Genomic DNA, 22,712 nt, shown 5'->3' on the forward strand with positions numbered 1-22,712 from the left:
GGGCGGGCCGGTACGCGCCCAGTCCCTCCGGGGATTTGCACCTGGGGAATTTTCGGACCGCCGTGCTGGCGTGGTTGTTCGCCAAGCACGAGGGGCGCGAGTTTCGGATGCGAATCGACGATATTGATTCTCAGCGCTCGTCGGAAGAAAGTGCAGAACAGCAACTACTGGATCTTTCCACTATGGGGATTGGGTACGAGGGGAGGCTGTGGCGTCAACAAGAGTGCTGGTCAGAGTATGAAAAAGCGCTACAGGCTCTGCGAGAAAAGGGGCTCGTGTACGAGTGCTACTGCTCGCGGAAGGATATCGCCGAGGCGGTCCGCGCGCCACATGCCGCGCCGGGCGCGTACCCGGGAACATGCCGCGACCTGGGAGAATCAGAGCGGGCGGCCAAGCGCGCGGAGTTGGCTGAAAGGGGGCGAGTGCCGGCGTTGCGGTTGCGCGCGGGCGTGGACGAGTGGGAAGTGCGCGAGCGGTTCGCCGTGGGAGCGGACGGCGGAAGCGCGAGCGATGGAAGCGCCGGCGGGGTGTACCGCGGGGTGGTGGACGACATGGTGCTGCGGCGCGGCGGGAACGTACCGAAGGCGTCGGCGGGTGGCGGAGATGCTGGAGCGTCGGCTGGCGGACATGCGGGCGCAGACGCGATGGGCGGAGAGGCCAACGCGGGCGGAGGCGCGGGCGCGCACGGCGAGCCGGTGAACCGGGACTATGCCTACAACCTGGCCGTCGTCGTCGACGATGCGCTGGCCGGGGTGGGGCAGGTTGTGCGCGGGGATGACCTGCTGAGTTCCGCTCCGAGGCAGGCGTATCTGGCTCACCTGCTGGGGTTGCCGCCGGTGGAGTACGTCCACGTTCCTCTGGTGCTGGGGCCCGACGGGAAGCGCTTGGCGAAGCGGGACGGGGCCGTCACGCTGCGGGACTTCCCCGGCGGTGCGGAGGGGATGCTGCGGTGGATCGCGGAATCGCTCGGCGAAGCAGTGGACATCTCGGCGGCTGAAGCAGCGGGAGCAGCCGGGGGCATCACGCCCGCCGCGCTGCTGCCAACCTTCCGGCCCGAACTACTGCCCCGCGAGCCCGTCATCTGGCGCCCCACGGGAACGCCCGCGGACTAGCTCGCGCGGCAAGCAGGCGGCGCGGAAAGCTGAAGCGTGAAGTAGGCGGGAACGCTCGCAGACTAGCGCACCGCGCGCGGGCGGAACTTCGGCGGGATCTTCTTCTGCGCGGCCTTCCGCGCGATCTCGGCGTTCTTGCTCACCAGCAGGCGCGCCTGGCGCAGGCGCTCGCGGGCGAAAGTCCGCCGCTCGCCGGACTCCCACGTCTCGTCCACCAGCTTCTTCGCCAACGCCACCGAATCCGGCGAGCGCTCAATGATCTGCCGCGCCAGCTCCTCCGCCGCAACCAGTGGATCCTCCACGGCCCGAGCCAGGCCTAGCTCTGCGGCACGCTCCCCGGAGAAGATCTCCCCTGTCATGGCCAGTCGCTTCACCTGGTCAATCGGCAGCAACTGCTTCAGGGACATGATCCCCGACATGTCCGGCACCAGACCCCATTTCGCTTCCAACACTGACCAGTGGGCGTCATTGCTCGTAAACCTAAAGTCCGCGCCACAAGCGATCTGCACGCCACCGCCAAAGCAATAGCCTTCCACCGCGGCAATCACCGGGAAAGGGAGGCGACGCCACGTCCACGGCGCCTCTTGGAATGTGTTCGTGCCTCGCAGGGGACGCGGGATGAAATGCGAAAGCATGCGCGGCGGGCTTTTCAGCGTATCTGCGAAGTCGAGGCCGGCGGAGAAGTTGCCCTCCGCGCCGGAGAGGATGACCACGCGGACGGAGCGGTCGCGGCGGAGAGTGTGCGCCGTGGAGATCAGCTGCTGGAGCAGGTCGATCGTCAGCGAATTCAGCTTGCGGGGGCGGTTCAGGCGGACGTTGACGAGGCCGGGGATGGACTCGGAGTATTCCGTGGTGACGAGCTGGTCGGTGCCGGGGGCACTCGAGGTGCGGGGCGCGGTGGGAGTGCTGCTATCAGTCATGCTCTTCAACCTAAAACACGTCGGACGATGCAGGGTGAGATTTGGGAAACCCAGCAGAGTCTCCGGGTTCGCCGGGGATAGGCAGGGGAAAGCAAAACCGGCGCCGGGATCGTTACCAGATCACCGAGCGCCGGTTGTTCACTATGTGAGATTTGGCGGAGGATGTGGGATTTGAACCCACGAGGGATGTGACTCCCGCACGCGTTCCAGGCGTGTGACATAGGCCGCTAGTCGAATCCTCCATGTCGAACGGCAAAACACACGGAAAAGCCGTGGCTTCGACGTACTCATGAAAGGGTACACAACGCTGCCTTTAGATTCCAAATCCGGTGCTAGGGGTTGGAAAGTGGGCGTCGATAAATAAGAAAGAACGAGCCTTTGGAACAACGAGCGCGCGTGGGCTAGTATGGGCAACGGATTCCGCGCGGCGTGTATCTTGTGAACTCCCCCAGGGCAGGAATGCAGCAAGGGTCAACGAGCTCTGACGGGTGCGCGGGGTCCCCTTTTTTATGCCCGCGCTACAGCCAGTTCTTGCGCTTAAACCACCACCACATCAGCAGAATCACCGCAAGGTTCAGCAGCAGGCTGTAGTAGTAGCCGTATTCCCAGTGCAGCTCCGGCATGTTGTCGAAGTTCATGCCGTACACACCCGCGATCATCGTCGGCGGCGCGGCCATACCGATGATGGACGAGATCGTGCGCATGTCTTGGTTCTGACGCAGAGAAATGATCGCCGAGCTTGCCTGAATAAGGGAACTCAGGCGCTCGTCGAAAGAGTCGATCTTGTCCTTGGCCAGCATGGCGTGGTCCAAGACGTCGCGGAAAAACGCCCTGACGTGCTTGGTTGTCAGATCCTTGTGGTTTTCGATCAAAGCGCGCAGCGCCGGGATCAGCGGGCCGATGGCGTGGCGCATCTCCAGGATCTCGCGCTTCAGGGTGTAGATATTCTCGATGTTCGTCTCGGCGCGGAGGGTGAAGACCTCCTCCTCCAAGTTGTCGACGCGGTCTTCCAGCGCCTCGGAGATGCGGGTGTACTCGTCGACCAGGTAGTCCGTGATGGCCCACGCGATGGCCATCGGACCTGCGTTGCGCAGCTCGGGCGCCTGGTGCAAGCGGACTTCCGGGTCGGGCAGTTCTGTATCGTGAGCGATCACGATGATGAACTTCTGGCTGATGACCATCTGCACCTCACCGGTTTGGATGAGGTCACGCCGGTCGATGAGGTCCTTGTTGCCCGCGTACTGCACGGAGCGGACGACCGTGAACAGCTGGTTTTCGTAGCGCTCCAGCTTGGCGCGCTGGTGGGCGGTCACGGCATCCTCGACGATGAGTTCGTCGACGTCGTAGCGCTGCGCCACCTTCAGCATCTGCTCTTCCGAGGGTTCCTCTAGGGTGACCAGCACAAAGCTGCCCCTGCTGGGGGTGGCTAGCTCCTCGATCTCTTTCAGCGCGGTGGCATAGTTCGCCTGGCCGGGGGTTTGCTTGCCCTCGACGTAAAGGCGGCACTCGCGGATGGCGCGTTCGACGGGGACCCGGACTCGGTTGGGTTCGGTTTTAGCCATAGTGGATCCTTTCCAACTATTTCAACTACATCCGGCGAGAACTGACGCACGGTAACTTTTTGCAAACTCTATGCACCTTAGCCCGTCGATATCCTATCGCCCGCAAGGTAGCCCCGCAGGCGCTGAGTTTCGCCGGGGCTGTGGCGCCGGGCGGCGCCGGGGCACGCTCTGGCGGGGCGGTGTCCGGCGCGTCCGTTAGACTGGCAAAGGTAAGCCACACCGAGGGTAAACCCCAGCACGCCACAAGCGGGAGAGAATCTACATGAAGATCGAAAACGTAAACGCAGAGCTCCTCCTCAGCATGAAGGAGGACGTCCGCCAGGCCTACGAAGAGCTGCACTCCAAGGGGCTCAACCTGGATCTCACGCGCGGTAAGCCTTCGGCAGAGCAGCTGGATTTCTCGGTGGATTTGCTGAGCCTTCCGGGCGAGAACTTCACCTCGCCCTCCGGAGTGGATGTGCGCAACTACGGCGGTGGGGTCGGCCTGACGGAGATCCGCCAGCTGTGGGCGGACGTCCTGGGCTTGCCGGTGGATAACGTCATCGCCGGGGACGCTTCCAGCCTGAACATCATGTTCGACCTGATCAGCTGGGCCTACACTTTCGGCACCAACGATTCCGAGCGCCCCTGGTCGGCGGAGGAGAAGCTGAAGTGGATCTGCCCCGTGCCGGGCTACGACCGCCACCACTTCATCACCGAGCTGTTCGGCTTCGAGATGCTGACCGTCGACATGACGGATGAAGGCCCGGACATGGACCAGGTGCGCGAGCTGGCGAAGGACCCGGCCGTGAAGGGCATGTGGGCCGTGCCGATGTTCGCCAACCCCACGGGCGTTACCTTCTCGCAGCAGACCGCCGAGGCTCTGGCTGCTATGGAAACCGGTGCGCCGGACTTCCGCATCGTGTGGGATAACGCCTACGCCGTCCACACCCTGACCGACGAGTTCCCGGAGATCATCAACATCCTGGACGTCGCCGAGAAGGCGGGCAACCCGAACCGTTTCTGGGCCATGTCCTCTACCTCCAAGATCACTTTCGCGGGCGCTGGCCTGGCCTTCTTCGCCTCCTCCACGGAGAACCTGGAGTGGTACAAGAAGATCGCCAACGTGCGTGGCATCGGCCCGAACAAGGTCAACCAGCTGGCTCACCTGCAGTACCTGAAGGATGCCGAGGGCGTGCGCGACCTCATGCGTAAGCACGCGGGCTCCCTGGGGCCGAAGTTCACCCGCGTGGTGGAGATCCTGCAGCGCCGCCTGGGCGACCTCAACGTTGCCGAGTGGACCGTCCCGGAGGGCGGCTACTTCATCTCCGTGAACCTGTTGGACGGAACCGCTGGCCGCGTGGTGGAGCTGGCGAAGAAGGCCGGCGTGGCTCTGACCGCTGCGGGTTCGACCTACCCGCTGAAGCAGGATCCGAACGACCGCAACCTGCGCCTGGCTCCTTCCATGCCGACGATCGAGCAGCTGGAGGTCGCCATGGACGGCTTTGCCACCTGCGTTCTCTACGCCGCGATCGAGATGGTCGAGCACGACGCGGGCCAGCGTTAACCCGGCGCTAACCAGCACCTTCAAACAGCAAGCAGGAGGCCACCATCAACACCGACGAAACACTGGTTTGGATCCAGGGGCTACTCCCCGGCGAGCCGACCGTCGCACGCCGCAAGGTCGCCGATTCCTTCCCCGAGTTCGCTGTCGCCGAGGTGTTTCTTGGTGACGCCCCCTCGTCCCAGAACGGCACACCCCAGGAGGGCGACGACGAGCCCGTGCTGGCCGAGACGGTTGCCATGACCATCGACGCCGGACGCATGGAATCCGGCCTGGAGACCGAAGACTGCTCCGACCTGCGCGTGGAACTGCTGACCGTCGTCAGCGGACACGACGATACCGCCGCCGACCTGCTGGCCCACGCCGCGACGATGATCTCCCAAGACCCTGGTCACTGGCCGCCGCAGCCTGGCACCATGCTGCCGAACGTGGTGCAGCAGATGGATGCCGATTCCGAGCGGAAGATCACCGCCCGCAACGGCCTGCTGGTGGTTCCCTATGTGTGGGACGAGGGCGTGCCGCACGTCCACGAGGTCACCTCCGGCGGCGCGGGCCGCCACTCGAAGGAAGGCGAGACCGAGGTGGAGTTCACCCACCCGGGCCGACTGACCATCGTCGCGCAGCTGGTGATGCTGACAGACGAGGAGCTTGAGCTCGCGCAGACGGCAGGTGTGGCCGCGGTGCAGGAGCGGTTGGTGCGTGAGGGCGTCAATATCAACAACATATGGCGCTAGGCGACCGCAACGGGTCGTCTTAGGCGGAATGTAGGGTAGGTTCGTGGCACTTTATAGGAAATATCGTCCGGCGACGTTTGCCGAGGTCGTGGGACAATCCCACGTGACCGAGCCGTTGTCGGTGGCGCTGGATAGCGGGCGGATCAACCACGCATACCTGTTCTCCGGGCCGCGCGGTTGCGGCAAGACGTCGTCGGCGCGCATCCTGGCCCGCTCGCTGAACTGCGTGGAAGGGCCGACGTCCACGCCCTGCGGAAAGTGCGAATCCTGTGTATCGCTGGCGCCCGGCGGGCCGGGGAACTTGGACGTCACGGAGCTGGACGCCGCCACGCACAACGGCGTGGACGACATGCGCGAGCTGCGCGAACGTGCCTTCTACGCGCCTGCGGAATCACGCTACCGGGTGTTCATTATTGACGAGGCGCACATGATCTCCACGGCGGGCTTCAACGCCCTGCTGAAGATCGTGGAGGAGCCGCCGGAGCACCTTATCTTCATCTTCGCCACGACGGAGCCGGAGAAGCTGCTGCAGACGATTCGCTCCCGAACCCACAACTACCCATTCCGCCTGCTGGCGCCGCCGGATATGCGCGGACTATTGGAGTCGGTGGTGTCCGGCGAGGGCGTGCCTGTGGAGGATGCGGTGTATCCGCTGGTCATCCGCGCGGGTGGCGGTTCGCCGCGTGACTCGCTGTCGATTATGGACCAGCTGCTGGCCGGTGCTGGGCCGGAGGGCGTGACGTACAACCGCGCGCTGGCTCTGCTGGGCGTGACGGATTCCACTCTGATCGACCGTGCTGTGGATGCGCTGGCGGAGCACGATTCCGCCGCACTGTTCGCAGTGGTCGACGAGGTGATTGATGCGGGGTACGACCCGCGTCGCTTCAGCGAGGACCTGCTGGATCGTTTCCGCGACTTGCTAGTGGTGCAGGCTGTGCCCGATGCTTTCGAGCGCGGTCTGGTGAACGCGCCGGAGGAATCTCGCGACGTGCTGCGCGAGCAGGCGGAGAAGATGGGCCAGGCGACGCTGACGCGCTGCGCATCCCTGGTGAACGAGGGGTTGGCGCAGATGCGCGGCGCCACGGCTCCGCGACTGTTGCTGGAGATCCTGTGCGCACGCATGGCGCTGCCTGCCGCTGGCATGACGGTGGAGGCGCTGGCGCAGCGCGTGGAGGCCCTGGAGAAGGGGAATGGCGGTGCGGGCGGCGCGGGAGCCGGAAGTACAGGCTCCGGCGTGGGCAGCAGCGGTGCTGGCACCCGCGCTGGCACGGGTGTAGGCACGGGTGTGCGCGGTAGCCGGGCGGAGATGTTTGCCCGCCGCAGGAAGGCCGCGCAGGACGCAGCGCAACAGCCCGCATCGGAGCAGCCTGAGCCAGCTCAAGCTGAACCGGCACAGCGTGCAGAAAATGCGCCGGAGCAAAATCTGACAGCAGGACAGGAGCCAGCCGCGGTGCAGCCTCCGGCTCAGTCCGTTGAGCCCCCCGAGGCGGTTGCGGAGAATTCCCCGGTGAAGGAATCCGCACAGGAAGCCTCGCCGGGGACTGCGCAAGGTACGGAGCGGGGGACGGAGCCGGAGACTGCGCAAGAGACGGCAGAGGAGTCCCCGGCCATTGCCGAGGCGCGCCGGGCCCGCGACATCATGCAGCGTCACCGCCAGGCCAGCGCCGCGGAGTCTGCCTCTGCAACGGAAGAGCCCACACCAGCGGATACTGCCAAAGCAAGCTCGGAGGCATCACCGGCAGGCTCCGAACCGGTAGAGGTTTCGGTAGAGGCTTCGACGGAAGCTTCTGCGGAAGCAGCCGCCACGATTGATTCGGACTCCTGGGCGCGCATCATGGACGCCGTCCACGGCCTGGACCTCAGCGCTTGGATCGCCCTGCGGGGCGCCTCCCCGCGCGCAGCCCAGCCCACTCCAGGCGAGGTCCACGTTGACCACCACACCGGTTCACTAGCGCGGCTAGTCAGCGGGCCGAAAAATGCGGAGGTGTATTCACAGGCTATCCAGGACGTCACAGGTAGCCCCGCCCGCATCGTCGTCTACGTCGGCGACGAAGTGATTGGTGCCGGTGCCACCGGTTCGAGCGGATCGGCCGGATCGGTCAGGGGCTCTGAAGGAGCCAAACCTGCGGGAGGCGATGAGCCGGGAAAATCTGAACCGGCGGCGGCACAGCCCTCCGCCGGTGAGGGACAAACGCCAGCCTCCACACCGGCGAACCCAGTGCCAGCGGAAACCCCGATGGACGCAACGGCCTCCCGCAGTGCAGCCTCCAGCGCTCTGGAGCGCGCCCGCGCGATGGAGGAAGCGATGCGCAAGGCCTCGCACTCCCACCGCAACGCTGGCGCAGCTGCGGACACGGGTGCAGCGGGTGCCGCTGCTGGCAGCCGGGGCGCAGCAGGAACTGGTGCCGGGACTGCAGGCAATTCGAGTGAATCCGCCGCGCAGGAGGATCCGAACTCCGGCTGGCGCGCCCGCGCTGAACGAGCCAAGGCCCGCAAGAAGTACAACATGGAAAACGGCTTCAACGGCGTCCCCCTGCCCGACGAGCCGCCAGTTGATGCCTACGGAGACGCACCCGTTGATACCTGGGACGGCAGCGCGGCCGCTAGCGCCGCTGCTGACCTAGGTGCCAACCCAGCTGCCGCCCCAGCTGCCGACGTGCCGCTCCCGCCTGAACCCTCCGACCCCACCGACCTGTCGGCGCCTTCCGATCAGTCTGGACAGCCTGGCTCCGCCGTGCCGCCTGCGGCATCTGGACCTTCCGCACGGGCGGGAGAACCTCCGGCCCGAGCCGCTAGCCACCAGCCCCACGCTGGGATGGGCTCTGCTGGGGACGAGGGGGCGTCACAAAGAACAGAACAAAGCGAACGCGACGAACTACTTGCCGACCTAGAGCGCGCACCTGGCCAGCGCGACCACCGCACGCCGCTGGAAATCGCAGGTGAACTGATCGAAAAGAGTCTGGGTGCGGAGAGAGTTCGCTAAGCGTGAACACAACCACCCGCACACGCGATGGTGCCTAACACGCCTGTCCGGGCCGACCGGTACAGTTGTGGAAGAACTAAAACTCAAGCACGAAAAAGCCGACGAAAGGTAAACAAAATGAGCCAGCCAGACATGAACCAGCTGATGCAGCAGGCCCAGCAGATGCAGGCACAGCTGCAGGAAGCACAGCGCGAGATCGCCGCCTCCACCGTCAAGGGCGAAGCAGGCAACGGCCTGGTCACCATCTCCGTCGCAGGCTCCGGCGAGGTCACCGACATGGAGATCGACCCGAAGATCGTCGACCCCGAGGACATCGACACCCTGAAGGACCTGCTGCTCGGCGCGTTCAAGGACGCAAACCAGAAGCTGCAGACCCTCGCCGAGGAGAAGATGGGTCCGCTGTCCCAGGGCATGAGCGGCCTGGGCTTCTAAGCCTTCTAAGACTCCAAAGCGAGACCTAGTTGTTCGAAGGACCCCTACAGGACGTCATCGACGAATTCTCCCGGCTGCCGGGCATCGGGCCGAAAAGTGCGCAACGCATCGCACTGCACCTGCTGAACGAAGAGCCGGAGGACATCGAGCGCTTCCAAAGCGCACTCGGCCGCCTGCAGCGCGGCGTGACGTTCTGCCGTATCTGCCACAACATCTCCCAAGAAGATGTGTGCCGGATCTGCGCGGACTCCAACCGCGATAAAAGCATCATCTGCGTGGTCGAGGAATCCAAAGACATTCAGGTGATCGAACGCACCGCAGAATACCGCGGGCGCTACCACGTGCTCGGCGGGGCACTCGACCCGCTGAACGGCATCGGGCCGAAGGAACTGAATGTCACGCCCCTGGTGCAGCGCATCGGCGGGGCGCTGCCGGACGTTGCGCTCGGCGCGAAGGGTGGCGGGGCTTCTCTTGGCGACGCCGACACACCCGCCGATGGCGAACCCAGCGGCGCGGACGCAGCGGAAACGGGCAACGCCGAAACGGCTGCCGTCGAAACCGACGTCAAGCCCGACGTCGAGTATGACGAAGCCCCCGAGATCACCGAGGTCATCATCGCCACCGACCCGAACACGGAAGGCGAGGCGACGGCCTCCTACCTCGGCCGTCTGCTGCGAGACTTCCCCGGGCTAACGGTCACGCGCCTGGCCTCAGGGATCCCGATGGGCGGGGACCTGGAATTCGTCGACGAGCTCACCCTGTCCCGCGCGTTCGCCGGCCGCACCGCGCTGTAGCTTCTGTAGCCGCTGGAGCCTCTCTAGCCGTGGTAGCGACGGCACAGAGCGCCGCTGTCGCACGGCAGGACTACAGTGGCGCCCATGAGTAAAAACCCTTTGCACAACGCCCTCCGTCCGCATCGCCTGTCCCGCGCGGCCGGAATTCGCTCCGCCGTATGGGGAACCGTCTTCGGCACCGCAGGCGTGCTGCACTTTGTTAAGCCGGAGGGCTTCGACAGAATCGTTCCGGAGGAACTCCCCGGCACCCCGCGCGCCTGGACGCTCGGCTCCGGAGCCATGGAAATCGCCCTGGCCACCAGCATCGCGGCATGTAGCCTGAAGCCCGAATGGCGCGGCGCGCTGCGCAGTACAATCGCCCCCGCCGCCGCACTCTTCCTAGTCGGCGTGCTCCCCGGCAACATCAAGATGGCCTGGGACTGGCGTGCCAAACCGCAGCCTGCGCGCGCCATCGCCTTCGCGCGGGTCCCCCTTCAGCTGCCGATGATCCTTAGCGTGGCCAAGCTCGGCGCTTAGAGGCGTTCCTTTCTTAGCGACGCCACCTCGCGCTCCAACTGCTCCGCCAGCTCACCCTGGAACTCGGGCAGCTCGTTGAGCGCAACCCCCATCGCGCGGGCTAGCAGCCAGTCCGCCAACTGCGGATTCCTGGCCAGCACGGGGCCGTGCATGTACGTCGCCACGACGGAGCCCTGCACGGCGCCTTCGGCGCGCGTCTGCCGGTGAGCATCCTCGCCGGACAGCCCCGCGGCCTCCGCGCCGTGGGCATCGGTGTTGCCCGTGCCGTGGGTCAAGCGGCCCAATGGCTCCGCATCCGCGCCCAGGATCGTCGCACCCATGTGGTTAGCGAACCCCGTCAGCGGTTCGGTCAGGCCTGCCCCGCCGGTGCTCGCTGCGTTTGCCCTGCCACCAGCGCCAGCCTGAGCTGCCGCCGCCCCGCCGGTCACAGCGGAGGCTGCCGGGGTGGAAGCGATCTCGCCGATCATGCGCTCGGCGAGTTGGGACGTAGTGGCGTCAATAAGACCCAATCCCTCGATCGTGCGACCATGGCTGGTGAAGGACCGGCCAAACACCTGTAGACCTGCGCAAATAGCCAAAACCGGGCGGCCGGCGGCGACCGCGCGGGAAATACCACCGTCACTGGCGAGGTGCTCCGCTGCCAGAACTTGCGCGGTGTCCTCGCCGCCCCCGACGGTGTACACGTCCAGAGTTTCCGGAACGGGTTCGCCCAGGTGGATGGGGTGGATCTCCGCTGACATGCCGCGCATGCGGGCGCGCTGGCGCAGCACCAGGGCGTTGCCATCGTCGCCATATGTGCCCAGCACGTCTGGCAGGATCAGGCCGATGTTCAGCTCAGTGCTCATTTACGCTTCCCCTTCCTTGTCCAGCACCCGCTTCAGATCGCGGAACGCCGTGTAGTTCGCCAGGACCTCCACGCGGCCCGGCGGGCAGGAACGGATCGCCTCGACCGTGTCCTTAATCAGATTGTGTTCGACGGAGGCGTAGCCCAGGCGGACCGCCAGATCCGTGCCGCGTTCGCCCGCGGCCACCACGTGCACGCCCTCGAAGTTTTCAAAGCGCACGTCCCACAGCCACGACAGGTCCTGGCCGTCGGCGACCTGGCCATTCACGCTGATCACGAGGCTATCGGCGGTGCGGTCCACCATTGAGAGAGCCTCCTGCCAGCCGGCGGGGTTCTTCGCCAGCATCAGGCGCACCTCGTGGTCGCCGAAGTGCACCACCGAGTAGCGGCCTGCGACGTTATCCACCTTCTCCGCGGCGGCGATGGCCTGTTCGGTGGAGATGCGGCGGGGGAGCAGCTCGCTCAGAGCCACGGCGGCGGCCACGGCCTGAGTAGCGTTTCCGCGGTTCGCGTTGCCCGGGAGCGTGAGGTTCATCGGGTGGAGCTTGCCCTCGCGGTCGATCAGGCCCTCCTCCGTGATGCGCCAATCGGGCTGTGGCCTGCGGAATTCGCGGCCGTCCGGGAGCTTCTTCGCCGCGTACCAGTCCACCACGCCGTCTTCGCCAGTGCGGTGGATGATCGCGCCTTCGGTGCGCGGGCAGCTGGTGGAATCGCCGGCCCAGCCGAAGCCGGCGCTGACCCACTGGACATTCGGGGAATCCCAAGCGGCGGAGGTTACGGAAACATCGTCGCAGTTCGCGATGACCTGCATGTCGGGGCGAGCCTCTATGCACGCGCGGAGGGTGCGCTCGATCTTGTTGATCTCGCCCACGCGGTCCAGCTGGTCGCGCGAGAGGTTCAGCAGTACCAGCACGTCCGCGTCGAGTTTCTCGGCGATTTTGGGGACGTGCAGCTCATCGACTTCCAGCACGACTGTGTCAGCGTCGCGGCCGGCAAGCAGCGCGCTGATCACGCCCGCGTCCATGTTGTCGCCGCCCTCGTTAGTGCAGACGGTCGCGGCTGTGCGGACGGCGCCGGCCAGCATGCGGGTGGTTGTGGACTTGCCGTTTGTGCCCGTGACCAGCACCGTTGGGCGCTTCTGGCCGCCCTTGCCGACGCCGAGGCTTGCCAGCAGCTGTGGGTCGATTGCCCCGCCGACCAGGCCGCCGATCATGCCGCCGGCCCCTCGCCCTGCCTTTCTTGACGCCCACGTCGCCAGCTGCGCCATGCGAATCGCAACGGAGCTGCGGAACCGCTGCAGTGCGGAGCGGCGTGCGCCGGTTCGATCAGAGTTATCCATGGGGACTAAGTGTACCCGCCGGCGTCTGCTGGAAATTGGAGGCTGGCGCGCCGGGGATGGCAAATCGGAGGGGTGGCGCGCCGGGTGTTGTCCCAAATTCCAGCTCTTAAAACATATCTATTCTGTTTGCGCAGGTCAGCGCGTCGCTATTTTCTGCTTCACTTCCGCTACTTTCGATAACTCGAAGATTTGGGACATTCGCGTCTTTAAGGCCTGCTGTACGGCGCTGCTCAGGGCAGGGTGGGGTCCGATGGGCGGATTGATTCTAAGCCCGTCTGAGCGGTTTTATCGGCGCCCGCGGGGGCGGGTGGTTTCAAATCAGCCTGACGGGCGCGACGAGTTTTGCAACATTTCCGACACTCAAGGGGTGCAATGTCCCAAATCTTCCACTCTGTTTTTATAGCTTTCTATTTGCGCAGGTCAGAGCGGGTGCATATTTTTGCTTCACGCTTGCTACCTGCTGAAAGTGGAAGATTTGGGACATCCGTAACTTTGCAAGCCAGCGGGGAGGTTCCGATGTGGTGTTGGTGGAGCTAGTGATCTCAATGGGGCTAGTGGGAATCGCTTTCACGGCCACCGCTGCTGTTCTTGCCACGCTTGCCGCCGCCTTGGCCGCTGTTCTTGCCGCCACCCCGGCCGTGGCTTTTGCTGCCACCGCTAGTCTTTCAGCCGCTGCCGTCAGACTCGCCCGCCCTGCCGGAGCCACCCGATTTGCCGGAACCACTCGATCCGCCGGATGCGCCGGAGCCCTTGCGGCGCCGACGCCTGCGACGATTTCGTTTGTTGCTAGGCCCGGGGATCTTCCCCTTCTGGCCTCCTGAGCTGTGGCTTCCTCGGCTTTTGCCCTGGTTATGGCCTTGGGAGTTGCCGGAGCTGTCAGACTGGTTGGACTTGCCGGAATCAGAACCGCCAGAACTGGAGTTGCTGAACTGATTGGATTTGTTGGCGCCGGAACTGGAGTTGCCTGAGCCTCCGGCCCCTGAGCTACTAGAACCCGAGCCGCCGGAGCCGCCGGAGTTGGACCCGCCGGGCCCGTTGGAGTTGGACCCACCGGAACCGGAACCGCCGCGCGGGCCGGCGAGCCCGCTGGTCCGCGGGCGGGCGTCCGCACCAGGCTTCGCCGGAACGTCTTCCCTCTCGCCGGGCTGCACGTTATCCAGCAGAGCCAGGAAGTCTTCGTCCCGGATCAGGGGAATGTTCTTCCGGTCGGCGTGCATCGCCTTGCCCCGCAGCTCGTAGTTTTCATTGCACACTACCAGCGAGCTGCGGCGATTCAGCTTCTCGCTATAAGCCAGCCCCGCAGCAACCCCCTGGCCGATCAGCACGTCCGGGTCGATCGACACATCTGGACTGACCACAAATTCCATACCCTCAACCAGCGGCTCCCCGCGCTTCCACGCCCCGGGGTTTACGTAGGGGCGGGGAGAGTTGGCGGCGTCAATACGAAGGCTACTTCGGCGCAGCCCAAATTGATCGGCCGCGAGGTCCTCAGGGTCCAGCACGGTCAGCTCGCCGTTGCGCTGCTGCGCGAGGGCGAGGGCGGCGGTGAGGCGCGCGTTCGCCTCGAGGAGCTCGTCGGGGTCGATGTCTTTCTTGCTTAGTGACGCCACCGCTCCAACCTCTGGCAGCGCCGCCGCAGGGGCCAGCACGGCGGATCGGCCGGAGTTTCCGGGAGCGTTTGCGCTGGTAGAAACGTCAGCGGTGGAGGCCGTATTGATGGCGGAGCTTGCGCTGGGGGCTGCAGTGGAATTGGCAGCGTCGACGGCGCGGTTGTAGCTGGCGACGATGGCGCGTAGGCGGGGGTCAGTGGAATCGATCGCCTGGCGGCGTGCGGTGGCGAGCGTGTCGATGATGGAGACCGGTGCGGGGGTTGGCTGGCGCCGACCCCCGCGACCGCGGCCGCGGCTGCGACGGCCGCGGTTCGCGGAGCGCTGCGACAGTTTGAACTCGTGGGTGATGAAGCCCCACACGTAATCGGACTCATGCATGATGAGCGTGCGCCCGTCCAGGGCCTGGTGGATCAGCTGCGCGCTGGAGTTAAAGCCCAGCGCCTGGGAGAGCTCGTTGACCTGGTAGCCGTGGAGGTGCCAGGGGCCGGCGTCTTCGCCGGGGTTGAGGTGGCGAGTCAGCGCGCCGATTTCTTGGCCGATCTTGATGGTCGGCAGTTCGTCGGGGTTTTCAACGTCGGCGGGGGTTTCCGCGCCAGGGCCGAAGAACACCACGGAGAGCGCCACCAGTCGGGAGGTTTTCGGGTGAATGCCGGAGGTGGAGATGCTTACGGCTGCGAATGGGGCTTCCTCCTTGGAGGGGAGGTCATGCAGGGCGGACTCGAGCGCCTCGCGGGGGCTCGAGTGGTCGTTGTCCTCGCTGGAGCTCCCGCCGGAAGAGCGGGAGTGTGCGCCGGCGCCCCTGCCTGCGTTACCTGCGCTGCCTGTCCTACCTGCGTTACCTGCGCTACCCGCGCCACCGCGGGAATCCGCGCCACCGCGGGAATCCGCGGCAGCTCGGAACTCGGGGGTTGCTGCCGAGTCGGATTGCCCATCGGCCACCTGCTCAGAATATCGCTCGGTACCTGCGGGGGAGTGGTTCCGGGCGGAGGAGTGGGCGTCCGAAGAGCTACCGTCCGAAGCAGTACCGTCAGAAAAAGAAACAGCGAGAGAACCTGCAGGGCGCGTCACCCTGCGGCGCGGGCGCCTGGGACGGCGCGCGCCGGTGTGCTCGGGGCCGGGGGCGGCCGAGTGATCGTTCTCGTTCATGGACTACATACTACCCAGCGGGGGTTTCGGCACTTGCGCCCAGCCTGCGGCCAAGCCGCAAGCCGCAAGCGAGCGCAGCGCAAGCCACCGTCCGCCAGCCGGACCCTAGACTCCCTGGGAAACCCCAGCGGCGGCATCCTGCGAACGGTTCACTGCAGAGGTAATAGCCTTCAGCGAAGCGTAAGTAATGGAGCTGGCGATGCCCACGCCCCAGAACTTGGCGCCGTTGATCTCGGCCAGGACGTAGGCGGCAGCCTCAGCGTCATCGCCCGAGGTGCGGGCGTGCTGGCTGTACTCCTGCACCTCCACGTCGTAGCCCAGCTCTTCCAGCGCGTTGCAGTACGCATTGATCGGACCGTTGCCGCGGCCCTGAACAGTCTTGCCCTCGCCGTTGAACTCGATCTGGCCGGTGACCTTGGCCTCTTCGCCTTCGTTCTGGCCGCCGTCGACGGTCAGGGAGATGGTCTCGATAGGGGCGACGCGGTCCAGGTACTCGCCGGAGAAGATGTCCCACATGGCCTTCGGGTTCACCTCGCCGCCCTCGGCATCGGTGACGGCCTGCACCACGGAGGAGAACTCCACCTGCATCGGGCGCGGCAGCTGCAGGTTGTGGTCGGTCTTCATGATGTAGGCCACGCCGCCCTTGCCGGACTGGGAGTTCACGCGGATCACGGCCTCGTAGGAACGGCCAACGTCCTTCGGGTCGATCGGCAGGTAGGGGACCTCCCACGTCTTCTCGACCATCGCCTCTTGGGTGACTTCCTCGGCGGTGGCGTCCGGGTCGATCTTCTCCGCGATGGCATCCAGGCCCTTGTTAATCGCATCCTGGTGGGATCCGGAGAACGCGGTGAACACCAGGTCGCCGCCGTAGGGGTGGCGCTCCGGCACGCGCAGCTGGTTGCAGTACTCAACGGTGCGGCGGATCTGGTCGATGTCGGAGAAGTCGATCTGCGGGTCCACGCCCTGGGTCAGCATGTTCAGCCCCAGGGTGACCAGGCAGACGTTGCCGGTGCGCTCGCCGTTGCCGAACAGGCAGCCTTCGATGCGGTCGGCGCCGGCCATGTAGCCCAGCTCGGCGGCGGCCACGCCGGTGCCGCGGTCGTTGTGCGGGTGCAGCGACAGGATGATGGAGTCGCGGCGGTTCAGGTTGCGGTGCATCCACTCGATGGAGTCCGCGTACACGTTCGGGGTGATCATCTCGACGGTGGAGGGCAGGTTCAGGATGATCGGATTCTCCGGCGTCGGGTCCATAACCTCGACGACTGCGTCGCAGACTTCCTTGGCGTAGGCGACCTCGGTGCCGGTGTAGGACTCGGGGGAGTACTCCCAGCGCCAGTTCGTGTCCGGGTAGTCCTTGGCGATGGTCTTGATCAGCTCGGCTGCGTCGGTGGCCAGCTTCTTGATGGCCTCCTTGTCCTTGCGGAACACGACCTTGCGCTGCAGCTTCGAGGTGGAGTTGTAGAAGTGAACGATGACGTTCTTCGCGCCCTCGCAAGCCTCGAAGGTGCGGCGGATCAGGTGCTCGCGCGCCTGGACCAGCACCTGGATGGTGACGTCGTCGGGGATCATGTTCTTCTCGATGATCTCGCGGACGAAGTTGAAGTCGGTCTGGGAGGCGGACGGGAAGCCGACCTCGATCTCCTTGTAGCCCATGTCGACCAGCAGTTCGAACATGCGGCGCTTGCGCTCGGGGCTCATCGGGTCGATCAGCGCCTGGTTGCCGTCGCGCAGATCCACGGCGCACCACTGCGGCGCGCGGTCGATGACCTTGTCCGGCCAGGTGCGGTCCGGCAGGGTGATTTCCTCTACCTCTTCGAAGAACGGCTGGTAGCGCGCGTGCGGCATGGTGGAGTTGCGCTGCTTGTTCCAGGCGGGCTGGCCTTCGGGGATGTCACCGTTCGGGGTGTTGATGCGGGCGGGTGCGGAGATGAAAGTGTCGTTAGACATGGGTGGGGGCTCCTGAGAAGAATTGTTTGTTCTTGGTTGTTACTCCCGACCGGCAACGCCAAAGTCCGCGACGGGGTGCCGGTCGGTCGTTGAGCTGTAAACCCAAATCTCTTAGAACCTTTGAGCCCCGCCGCGTCGCAGAAGCAGGTTGCGCGCTGGCGTAGTCATGATCACCACTATAGCCCGAGTATTAGGTGTGTCACAGGAAGAGCTTCCAAAACAGATAAAAACCGCCCCAAATCCCACATTGTGGAAAATCTGTCCCTCAATGTGGGGTGTTTGATGCGGTTTTTTATGGTTCTTTCTTTATGACGCCGCCGTCTCCGCCTCTGCAGTTCCAGCGCCCGTTCCCGGGTTCGTGTTGGCGCCCGGCTCCGAGGGGGAACCTGCGGGAGTGTCCGTGCCTGTGGTTGAACCGGCGCCCTCCGCGGCGCCTTCGTCCTCGTCGATCGACTTGCGGCTGAGGATCACTGTCGAGACCGTCATGACCGCAATGGCGGCCGCCATGTAGGCGTACTCCCAGCCCTCGATCTGGAACTTCTCGCCCAGCACGATGTAGCCCAGCACGAACGCCACCAGTGGCTCCACCACCGTCATTGCCGGCAGGGAGTTCTTCAGTGGGCCGGCGTTAAACGAGGCCTGCTGCACCGCCGTGCCGATGGCTGCGAAGGCGATCAGGGTCCACAGCTCCCAGGAAGTCAGCAGTGTAACTGTGCCGGAGTCGCGGAAAATGTCCACCACGGCTTTCGAAAGTACGGCGACATAACCCATGATCGCGCCGGTGATCGATCCCAGTACCAGCGCGCGCAGCGCGGCCGCCTGCTCCAGCGCATATACAAAGAACGCCAGCAAGATCACCGCGCCGATACTGAGGCAGACCAGCCACACGGCCAGGTCTGGCTCGCGGTGGCCGGCGGCGGGTTTACCGCGCACAACGAGGATGGTCACTGCCACCGTCAAAAGCCCTGCCCATGCTGTTTCGGACGCCGATATTCGTCGCCCGTCGTATTTCGCCGACAGGGGCAGTGTGAACATTAGGGAGAGCACGAGGATCGGCTGCACCACCAGCAGCGTTCCGAATGCCAGTGCCACGATCTGCAGGAGGTATCCGAACAGGGCGCTGGCCACGCCGACCCACCACATGGGCTGCTTGATGGCATCCCAGATGGCGCCGCTGCGATTCTCGCCGGAGGCGACGGCGATGCGGTGGCGCACCACCGTCCCCCAGGCGATGGTGATTGCGGAGCCAAGTGCGAAAACAACTGCGAGCGCGTTGTTTTCGAGCATCGTGGCCCCTCACCTCTTTGTCGACTGTGTACCCTGGGTACCTTATCGGACGCCGGAGGCTGGGTCGGACATTAGTCCGCGACGCGCGTGTTACGCATGTGACGCATGTGGCGCGCGGGCAGGTTGGCGTCAGAAAGAAAAAGAGTTACTCGAACCCTAGCCCCAGGGAAACAGACAAAGTAGTCTAAAGTTTGATTAAGACTAGACCCGGAAGGTGGCAACAACCAGTGGCGCTCATCGTTCAGAAATACGGCGGCTCCTCGCTGGAAAGCGCGGAGAGGATCCGGCGCGTAGCCGAGCGAATCGTGGAAACCAAAAAGCAGGGTAACGACGTGGTCGTCGTCTGCTCCGCAATGGGAGACACCACCGATGACCTGCTGGAACTCGCCGAGCAGGTCAATCCCGTGCCGCCCGCACGCGAGATGGACATGCTGCTAACCGCCGGTGAGCGTATTTCCAACGCGCTGGTGGCCATGGCCATCGCCTCCTTCGGTGCCGAGGCACAATCCTTCACTGGCTCGCAGGCGGGTGTGCTGACCACCGAGCGACACGGCAACGCACGCATCGTGGACGTCACCCCCGGCCGCGTGCGGGAAGCCCTGGACGTTGGAAAGATTTGCCTCGTCGCAGGCTTCCAAGGCGTGAACCGCGAAACGCGCGATGTGACCACCCTCGGACGCGGCGGCTCGGACGCCACCGCAGTCGCCCTGGCGGCGGCGCTCGAGGCCGACGTGTGCGAGATCTACTCCGACGTCGACGGCGTGTACACCGCCGACCCGCGCATTGTGCCGGACGCCCAGAAGCTCGACACAATCTCTTTCGAAGAAATGCTGGAGATGGCAGCCGTCGGCGCGAAGGTGCTGATGCTGCGCAGCGTGGAATACGCCCGCGCATTCGACGTGCCCCTGCGCGTCCGCTCCTCGTATAGCACCGACATCGGCACCCTCGTCTCTGGATCAATGGAGGATATTCCCATGGAAGAAGCAGTACTCACCGGCGTGGCACACGACCGCTCCGAAGCCAAGATCGCCGTCCTCGGCATCCCGGACTCTCCCGGGGAGGCAGCGAAGGTCTTCCGCGCCGTTGCCGACGCCGAGATCAACATCGACATGGTCGTGCAGAACATCAGCAAGATCGACAACAACCGCACCGACATCACCTTCACCTGCCCGCGGACGGACGCCACCCGCGCGATGCAGCTGCTGAAGGGCATCAAGGAGCAGAACGACTGGCAGGACCTTATCTTCGACGACCACGTGGGCAAGGTCTCCCTGGTCGGCGCTGGAATGAAGTCCCATCCTGGCGTGACCGCTGACTTCTGCGAGGCGCTGCGCGACGCGGGCGTAAACATCGAACTGATCAGCACCTCCGAGATCCGCATCTCCGTGTTGATCCGCGACACCGACCTGGACAAGGCCGTGCGCGCCATCCACGACCGCTTCCAGCTGGGCGGCGAGACGGAAGCCACCGTGTACGCTGGGACGGGACGCTAAAATAGCAGCTTAAGCAGATAGAAGAGGTAGATCCCCGAATGACCACCATCGCTGTCGTCGGAGCCACCGGCCAAGTCGGTCGCGTCATGCGCGACATCCTCGTCGAGCGGAACTTCCCGGCGGACAAGGTACGATTCTTCGCCTCCTCCCGCTCCGCGGGTAAGAAGCTGGAATTCCGCGGCGAGCAGATCGTCATCGAGGACGTCGCCGCCACCGCCACCGAGGACCTACGCGGCATCGACATCGCTCTGTTCTCCGCAGGCGGCGGGACTTCCCGCGAGCACTCCCCGCGCTTCGCCGAAGCCGGCGCGATCGTCGTGGATAACTCCTCGGCTTTCCGAAAGGACCCGGAAGTCCCGCTGGTCGTCTCCGAGGTGAACCCGCAGGACGTCAAGAATCCACCCAAGGGCATTATCGCCAACCCGAACTGCACCACCATGGCCGCCATGCCGGTCGTGGGCGCGCTGCACAAGGCGGCGGGCCTGAAGCAGATGCACGTCAGCTCCTACCAGGCAGTTTCCGGCTCTGGACTGGCCGGCGTGGACGCGCTGGTGCGCCAGGTGCTGGACAACCTGGGCGGCGCGGAGAACACCATCGACGAAGAGAGCCTGCGCAAGCTGGTGCACGACGGCTCCGCCCTCAAGGCTGAAGACCTGGGCCCCTACGTGGAGCCCATCGCCTTCAACGCCCTGCCGCTGGCCGGCAACCTGGTGGACGACGGCTCCGAGGAGACCGACGAAGAGCAGAAGCTGCGCAACGAATCCCGCAAGATCCTGGGCATCCCCGAGCTGCGCGTGGCCGGCACCTGCGTGCGCGTACCTGTCTTCACGGGCCACACCATGACCATCCACGCGGAATTCGACCGCGAAATCACCCCGGACACCGCCCGCAAGCTGCTGGCCGAGACCCCGGGCGTGAAGGTCGTGGACGTGCCCACCCCACTGGCCGCCACGGGCATCGACGAAAGCCTGGTCGGCCGCATCCGCCAGGATCAGACCGTCGACGGAAACCGCGGCCTGGTGCTGGTCGTCGCCGGCGATAACCTGCGCAAGGGTGCCGCTCTGAACACCATCCAGATCGCGGAGCTGCTGGTCTAGCGTCGCGCCGGCCTTCGCGCCCCGCCGCTAGGCCTCGCTACCGCAGCACCCCGGCGCACACGGCGCGCCATTGAACGTGCGGCCGAAGTCCGGAACTGTCGCCAGCTCGCCGGTAACCTTCGCCGCCAGATCCCGCGCGGCCTGCTGATCTTCGGAGAGGTTGGCGCTGGAGGCGTCACTACCAACAACAAGATCAACCACCATCCCTGCGAAACCGGCGGTCAAACCCGGGGTGGCAACGCGCACGAAGGGGATGCCCGCCTCCGCGGCGGAATCGCGGGCCTCAGTATCCAGATCCCACTTGACCTCCATGTGGTCGGTGATGAAGCCAACCGGGCACAGCACAATCGCGCGCTTGTTGCCAGCCTCCGCGCGCGCCTCGATGTGATCGCACACGTCCGGCTCCAGCCACGGCACATGCGGCGAACCAGAGCGCGACTGCCACACCAGCTCGACGTCCAGGTCGGTGCCGGCACCCACGTCGACCCCCACAGTCTCACCCGTGTGCGCGGGGCCATCCCCGCGGCCGCCGACGTTCTCGTGGCGGGCCAGCTGGCCAGTCCAGCCGTAATCCGCACCGCTACCAGGGGTATTAGCGAAGCTGCTGGCCTGCTGGATCAATCGCGAGGCATCCAGCACCTGCTGGGAGTACAGATTCCCGCCGAACTTGTGCGGGCCCGCTGCCTTGTCCGCCACCGTCGGCACCGAGTGCGCGGTGAACACCAGGTCGGCCTGCGCGGCCACCTCTTCTCCGTGCTCTGCACGCAGCTGCTCGCGAGCTGTATCCACGGCCTGGGCGAACTCTGCGATGAACGTCGGGTGGCGGTGGAACTGCGGCAGACGTTCCACCTTCGGGGCCTCCAGGCCGGCCTCCTCGCAGGCAGCGATGGCGCGGCGCAGATCCTCCTGATACTGCGAGCAACCCGAGTAACCGCCCCACGCGCTGGTGGCGAAGACGTACACATGGCGGATGCCGTCGCGGGACATCTGCTGCAGCGTGTCCTCTACGTAGGGCTCCCAGTTGCGGTTGCCGAAGTATACGGGCAGGTCGATGTCGCGCCGGGCGAGCTCAGCCTCGATGTTGCGAATCAGCTGCTTGTTCTGGTCATTGATGGGGGAGCGGCCGCCGAGCGCAAAGTAGTGCTCGCCCACTTTCTCCAAACGCTTGCGGGGGATGCCGCGGCCGCGCGTGACGTTTTCCAGGAAGGGGACCACGTCCTCGGCCTTCTCCGGGCCGCCGAAAGATAGCAGTAGCAGGGCGGAGTCGGCGGCGATGGACGGGTTGCTGGGGCTCGTGCTCATGTGAACCAGCCTAGCCCGTCGGCCCTGTTGTTCCTTAAACGCGCCGTCGCA

The 22,712-nt window shown here is 65.2% G+C and carries 16 protein-coding genes, 1 tRNA gene, 1 other RNA gene and 1 pseudogene; 10 read left to right on the plus strand and 9 right to left on the minus strand.

Annotated elements, in window-relative coordinates; genetic code table 11:
- Window positions 1-1,112: glutamyl-Q tRNA(Asp) synthetase (locus MHX66_RS09395; RefSeq protein WP_239202511.1), on the plus strand; the 1,112-nt coding region annotated here is incomplete at its 5' end.
- 62 nt (window positions 1,113-1,174) lie between these two features.
- On the opposite strand, the gene MHX66_RS09400 is transcribed toward MHX66_RS09395, so the two are convergent.
- Window positions 1,175-2,032 carry a crotonase/enoyl-CoA hydratase family protein gene (locus MHX66_RS09400; RefSeq protein WP_239202512.1) on the minus strand — a complete coding sequence of 286 codons (858 nt, stop codon included), beginning with the start codon at window positions 2,030-2,032 and terminating at the stop codon, window positions 1,175-1,177.
- Window positions 2,033-2,185: 153 nt separating this feature from the next.
- Window positions 2,186-2,274, minus strand: a tRNA-Ser gene (locus MHX66_RS09405).
- A 170-nt stretch (window positions 2,275-2,444) separates the two neighbouring features.
- On the opposite strand from MHX66_RS09405, the gene ffs reads away from it, so the two are divergent.
- An RNA gene (gene ffs, locus MHX66_RS09410) (signal recognition particle sRNA small type) lies at window positions 2,445-2,539 on the plus strand.
- Window positions 2,540-2,550: 11 nt separating this feature from the next.
- Here the strand turns inward: ffs and MHX66_RS09415 are convergent.
- Window positions 2,551-3,594, minus strand: a complete 1,044-nt coding sequence (locus tag MHX66_RS09415; protein ID WP_239202515.1) for a magnesium and cobalt transport protein CorA — start codon at window positions 3,592-3,594, stop codon at window positions 2,551-2,553.
- Between the two features lie 262 nt (window positions 3,595-3,856).
- Between MHX66_RS09415 and MHX66_RS09420 the strand changes: the two genes are divergently transcribed.
- From MHX66_RS09420 to MHX66_RS09445, 6 genes are all read left to right on the plus strand, one after another.
- A complete protein-coding gene (locus MHX66_RS09420; RefSeq protein ID WP_239202517.1) occupies window positions 3,857-5,140 on the plus strand; it encodes an aminotransferase class I/II-fold pyridoxal phosphate-dependent enzyme in 1,284 nt (427 codons plus the stop codon).
- Between the two features lie 152 nt (window positions 5,141-5,292).
- Complete coding sequence (locus MHX66_RS09425) at window positions 5,293-5,871, plus strand: suppressor of fused domain protein (RefSeq protein ID WP_239202519.1); 579 nt, start codon at window positions 5,293-5,295, stop codon at window positions 5,869-5,871.
- Window positions 5,872-5,914: 43 nt separating this feature from the next.
- Window positions 5,915-8,854 (plus strand): DNA polymerase III subunit gamma and tau, encoded by a 2,940-nt coding sequence (locus tag MHX66_RS09430; protein WP_239202521.1) that lies wholly within the window; start codon window positions 5,915-5,917, stop codon window positions 8,852-8,854.
- Window positions 8,855-8,971: 117 nt separating this feature from the next.
- Window positions 8,972-9,286: a YbaB/EbfC family nucleoid-associated protein gene (locus MHX66_RS09435; protein WP_005292353.1), complete on the plus strand. Its 315-nt coding sequence runs from the start codon at window positions 8,972-8,974 to the stop codon at window positions 9,284-9,286.
- 29 nt (window positions 9,287-9,315) lie between these two features.
- The gene (recR, locus tag MHX66_RS09440) at window positions 9,316-10,080 is read left to right on the plus strand and encodes a recombination mediator RecR (protein WP_239202522.1); all 765 of its coding nucleotides are present in this window, start codon (window positions 9,316-9,318) and stop codon (window positions 10,078-10,080) included.
- Between the two features lie 84 nt (window positions 10,081-10,164).
- Window positions 10,165-10,596: a hypothetical protein gene (locus MHX66_RS09445; protein WP_239202523.1), complete on the plus strand. Its 432-nt coding sequence runs from the start codon at window positions 10,165-10,167 to the stop codon at window positions 10,594-10,596.
- Here MHX66_RS09445 and MHX66_RS09450 read toward each other — a convergent pair.
- The 5 genes and pseudogenes from MHX66_RS09450 to MHX66_RS09470 all read right to left on the minus strand — a co-directional run.
- Window positions 10,593-11,441, minus strand: a complete 849-nt coding sequence (locus MHX66_RS09450; protein WP_239202524.1) for a type 1 glutamine amidotransferase — start codon at window positions 11,439-11,441, stop codon at window positions 10,593-10,595. The genes MHX66_RS09445 and MHX66_RS09450 overlap by 4 nt on opposite strands.
- Window positions 11,442-12,779 carry a MurT ligase domain-containing protein gene (locus MHX66_RS09455; RefSeq protein ID WP_239202525.1) on the minus strand — a complete coding sequence of 446 codons (1,338 nt, stop codon included), beginning with the start codon at window positions 12,777-12,779 and terminating at the stop codon, window positions 11,442-11,444.
- Window positions 12,780-13,444: 665 nt separating this feature from the next.
- Window positions 13,445-15,535 (minus strand): DNA polymerase III subunit epsilon, encoded by a 2,091-nt coding sequence (locus MHX66_RS09460; protein WP_239202526.1) that lies wholly within the window; start codon window positions 15,533-15,535, stop codon window positions 13,445-13,447.
- 105 nt (window positions 15,536-15,640) lie between these two features.
- The gene (gene leuA / locus MHX66_RS09465) at window positions 15,641-17,482 is read right to left on the minus strand and encodes a 2-isopropylmalate synthase (RefSeq protein ID WP_239202527.1); all 1,842 of its coding nucleotides are present in this window, start codon (window positions 17,480-17,482) and stop codon (window positions 15,641-15,643) included.
- A gap of 447 nt (window positions 17,483-17,929) precedes the next feature.
- Window positions 17,930-18,769 (minus strand): annotated as a pseudogene (locus MHX66_RS09470) (DMT family transporter); the annotation flags it as partial.
- A gap of 227 nt (window positions 18,770-18,996) precedes the next feature.
- Between MHX66_RS09470 and MHX66_RS09475 the strand changes: the two are divergent.
- Window positions 18,997-20,262: an aspartate kinase gene (locus tag MHX66_RS09475; RefSeq protein WP_239202528.1), complete on the plus strand. Its 1,266-nt coding sequence runs from the start codon at window positions 18,997-18,999 to the stop codon at window positions 20,260-20,262.
- Between the two features lie 38 nt (window positions 20,263-20,300).
- Window positions 20,301-21,359: an aspartate-semialdehyde dehydrogenase gene (locus MHX66_RS09480; RefSeq protein WP_239202540.1), complete on the plus strand. Its 1,059-nt coding sequence runs from the start codon at window positions 20,301-20,303 to the stop codon at window positions 21,357-21,359.
- A 27-nt stretch (window positions 21,360-21,386) separates the two neighbouring features.
- Here the strand turns inward: MHX66_RS09480 and MHX66_RS09485 are convergent, their stop codons facing one another.
- Complete coding sequence (locus MHX66_RS09485) at window positions 21,387-22,661, minus strand: ferrochelatase (RefSeq protein WP_239202542.1); 1,275 nt, start codon at window positions 22,659-22,661, stop codon at window positions 21,387-21,389.
- Window positions 22,662-22,712: the final 51 nt, after the last annotated feature.

Origin of the sequence: Corynebacterium sp. ACRPH (genome assembly GCF_022347285.1) — a bacterium.
In the GTDB taxonomy this organism is placed as follows: Bacteria; Actinomycetota; Actinomycetes; order Mycobacteriales; family Mycobacteriaceae; genus Corynebacterium.

What these genes read in the sequence shown, in the direction of transcription:
- MHX66_RS09480 (WP_239202540.1), top strand. Translation starts at nt 20,301, where the DNA reads ATGACCACCATCGCTGTCGTCGGAGCCACCGGCCAAGTCGGTCGCGTC.
- MHX66_RS09485 (WP_239202542.1), bottom strand. Translation starts at nt 22,661, where the DNA reads ATGAGCACGAGCCCCAGCAACCCGTCCATCGCCGCCGACTCCGCCCTG.
- MHX66_RS09420 (WP_239202517.1), top strand. Translation starts at nt 3,857, where the DNA reads ATGAAGATCGAAAACGTAAACGCAGAGCTCCTCCTCAGCATGAAGGAG.
- leuA (WP_239202527.1), bottom strand. Translation starts at nt 17,482, where the DNA reads ATGTCTAACGACACTTTCATCTCCGCACCCGCCCGCATCAACACCCCG.
- MHX66_RS09435 (WP_005292353.1), top strand. Translation starts at nt 8,972, where the DNA reads ATGAGCCAGCCAGACATGAACCAGCTGATGCAGCAGGCCCAGCAGATG.
- MHX66_RS09415 (WP_239202515.1), bottom strand. Translation starts at nt 3,594, where the DNA reads ATGGCTAAAACCGAACCCAACCGAGTCCGGGTCCCCGTCGAACGCGCC.
- MHX66_RS09400 (WP_239202512.1), bottom strand. Translation starts at nt 2,032, where the DNA reads ATGACTGATAGCAGCACTCCCACCGCGCCCCGCACCTCGAGTGCCCCC.
- MHX66_RS09455 (WP_239202525.1), bottom strand. Translation starts at nt 12,779, where the DNA reads ATGGATAACTCTGATCGAACCGGCGCACGCCGCTCCGCACTGCAGCGG.
- MHX66_RS09450 (WP_239202524.1), bottom strand. Translation starts at nt 11,441, where the DNA reads ATGAGCACTGAGCTGAACATCGGCCTGATCCTGCCAGACGTGCTGGGC.
- MHX66_RS09445 (WP_239202523.1), top strand. Translation starts at nt 10,165, where the DNA reads ATGAGTAAAAACCCTTTGCACAACGCCCTCCGTCCGCATCGCCTGTCC.
- MHX66_RS09460 (WP_239202526.1), bottom strand. Translation starts at nt 15,535, where the DNA reads ATGAACGAGAACGATCACTCGGCCGCCCCCGGCCCCGAGCACACCGGC.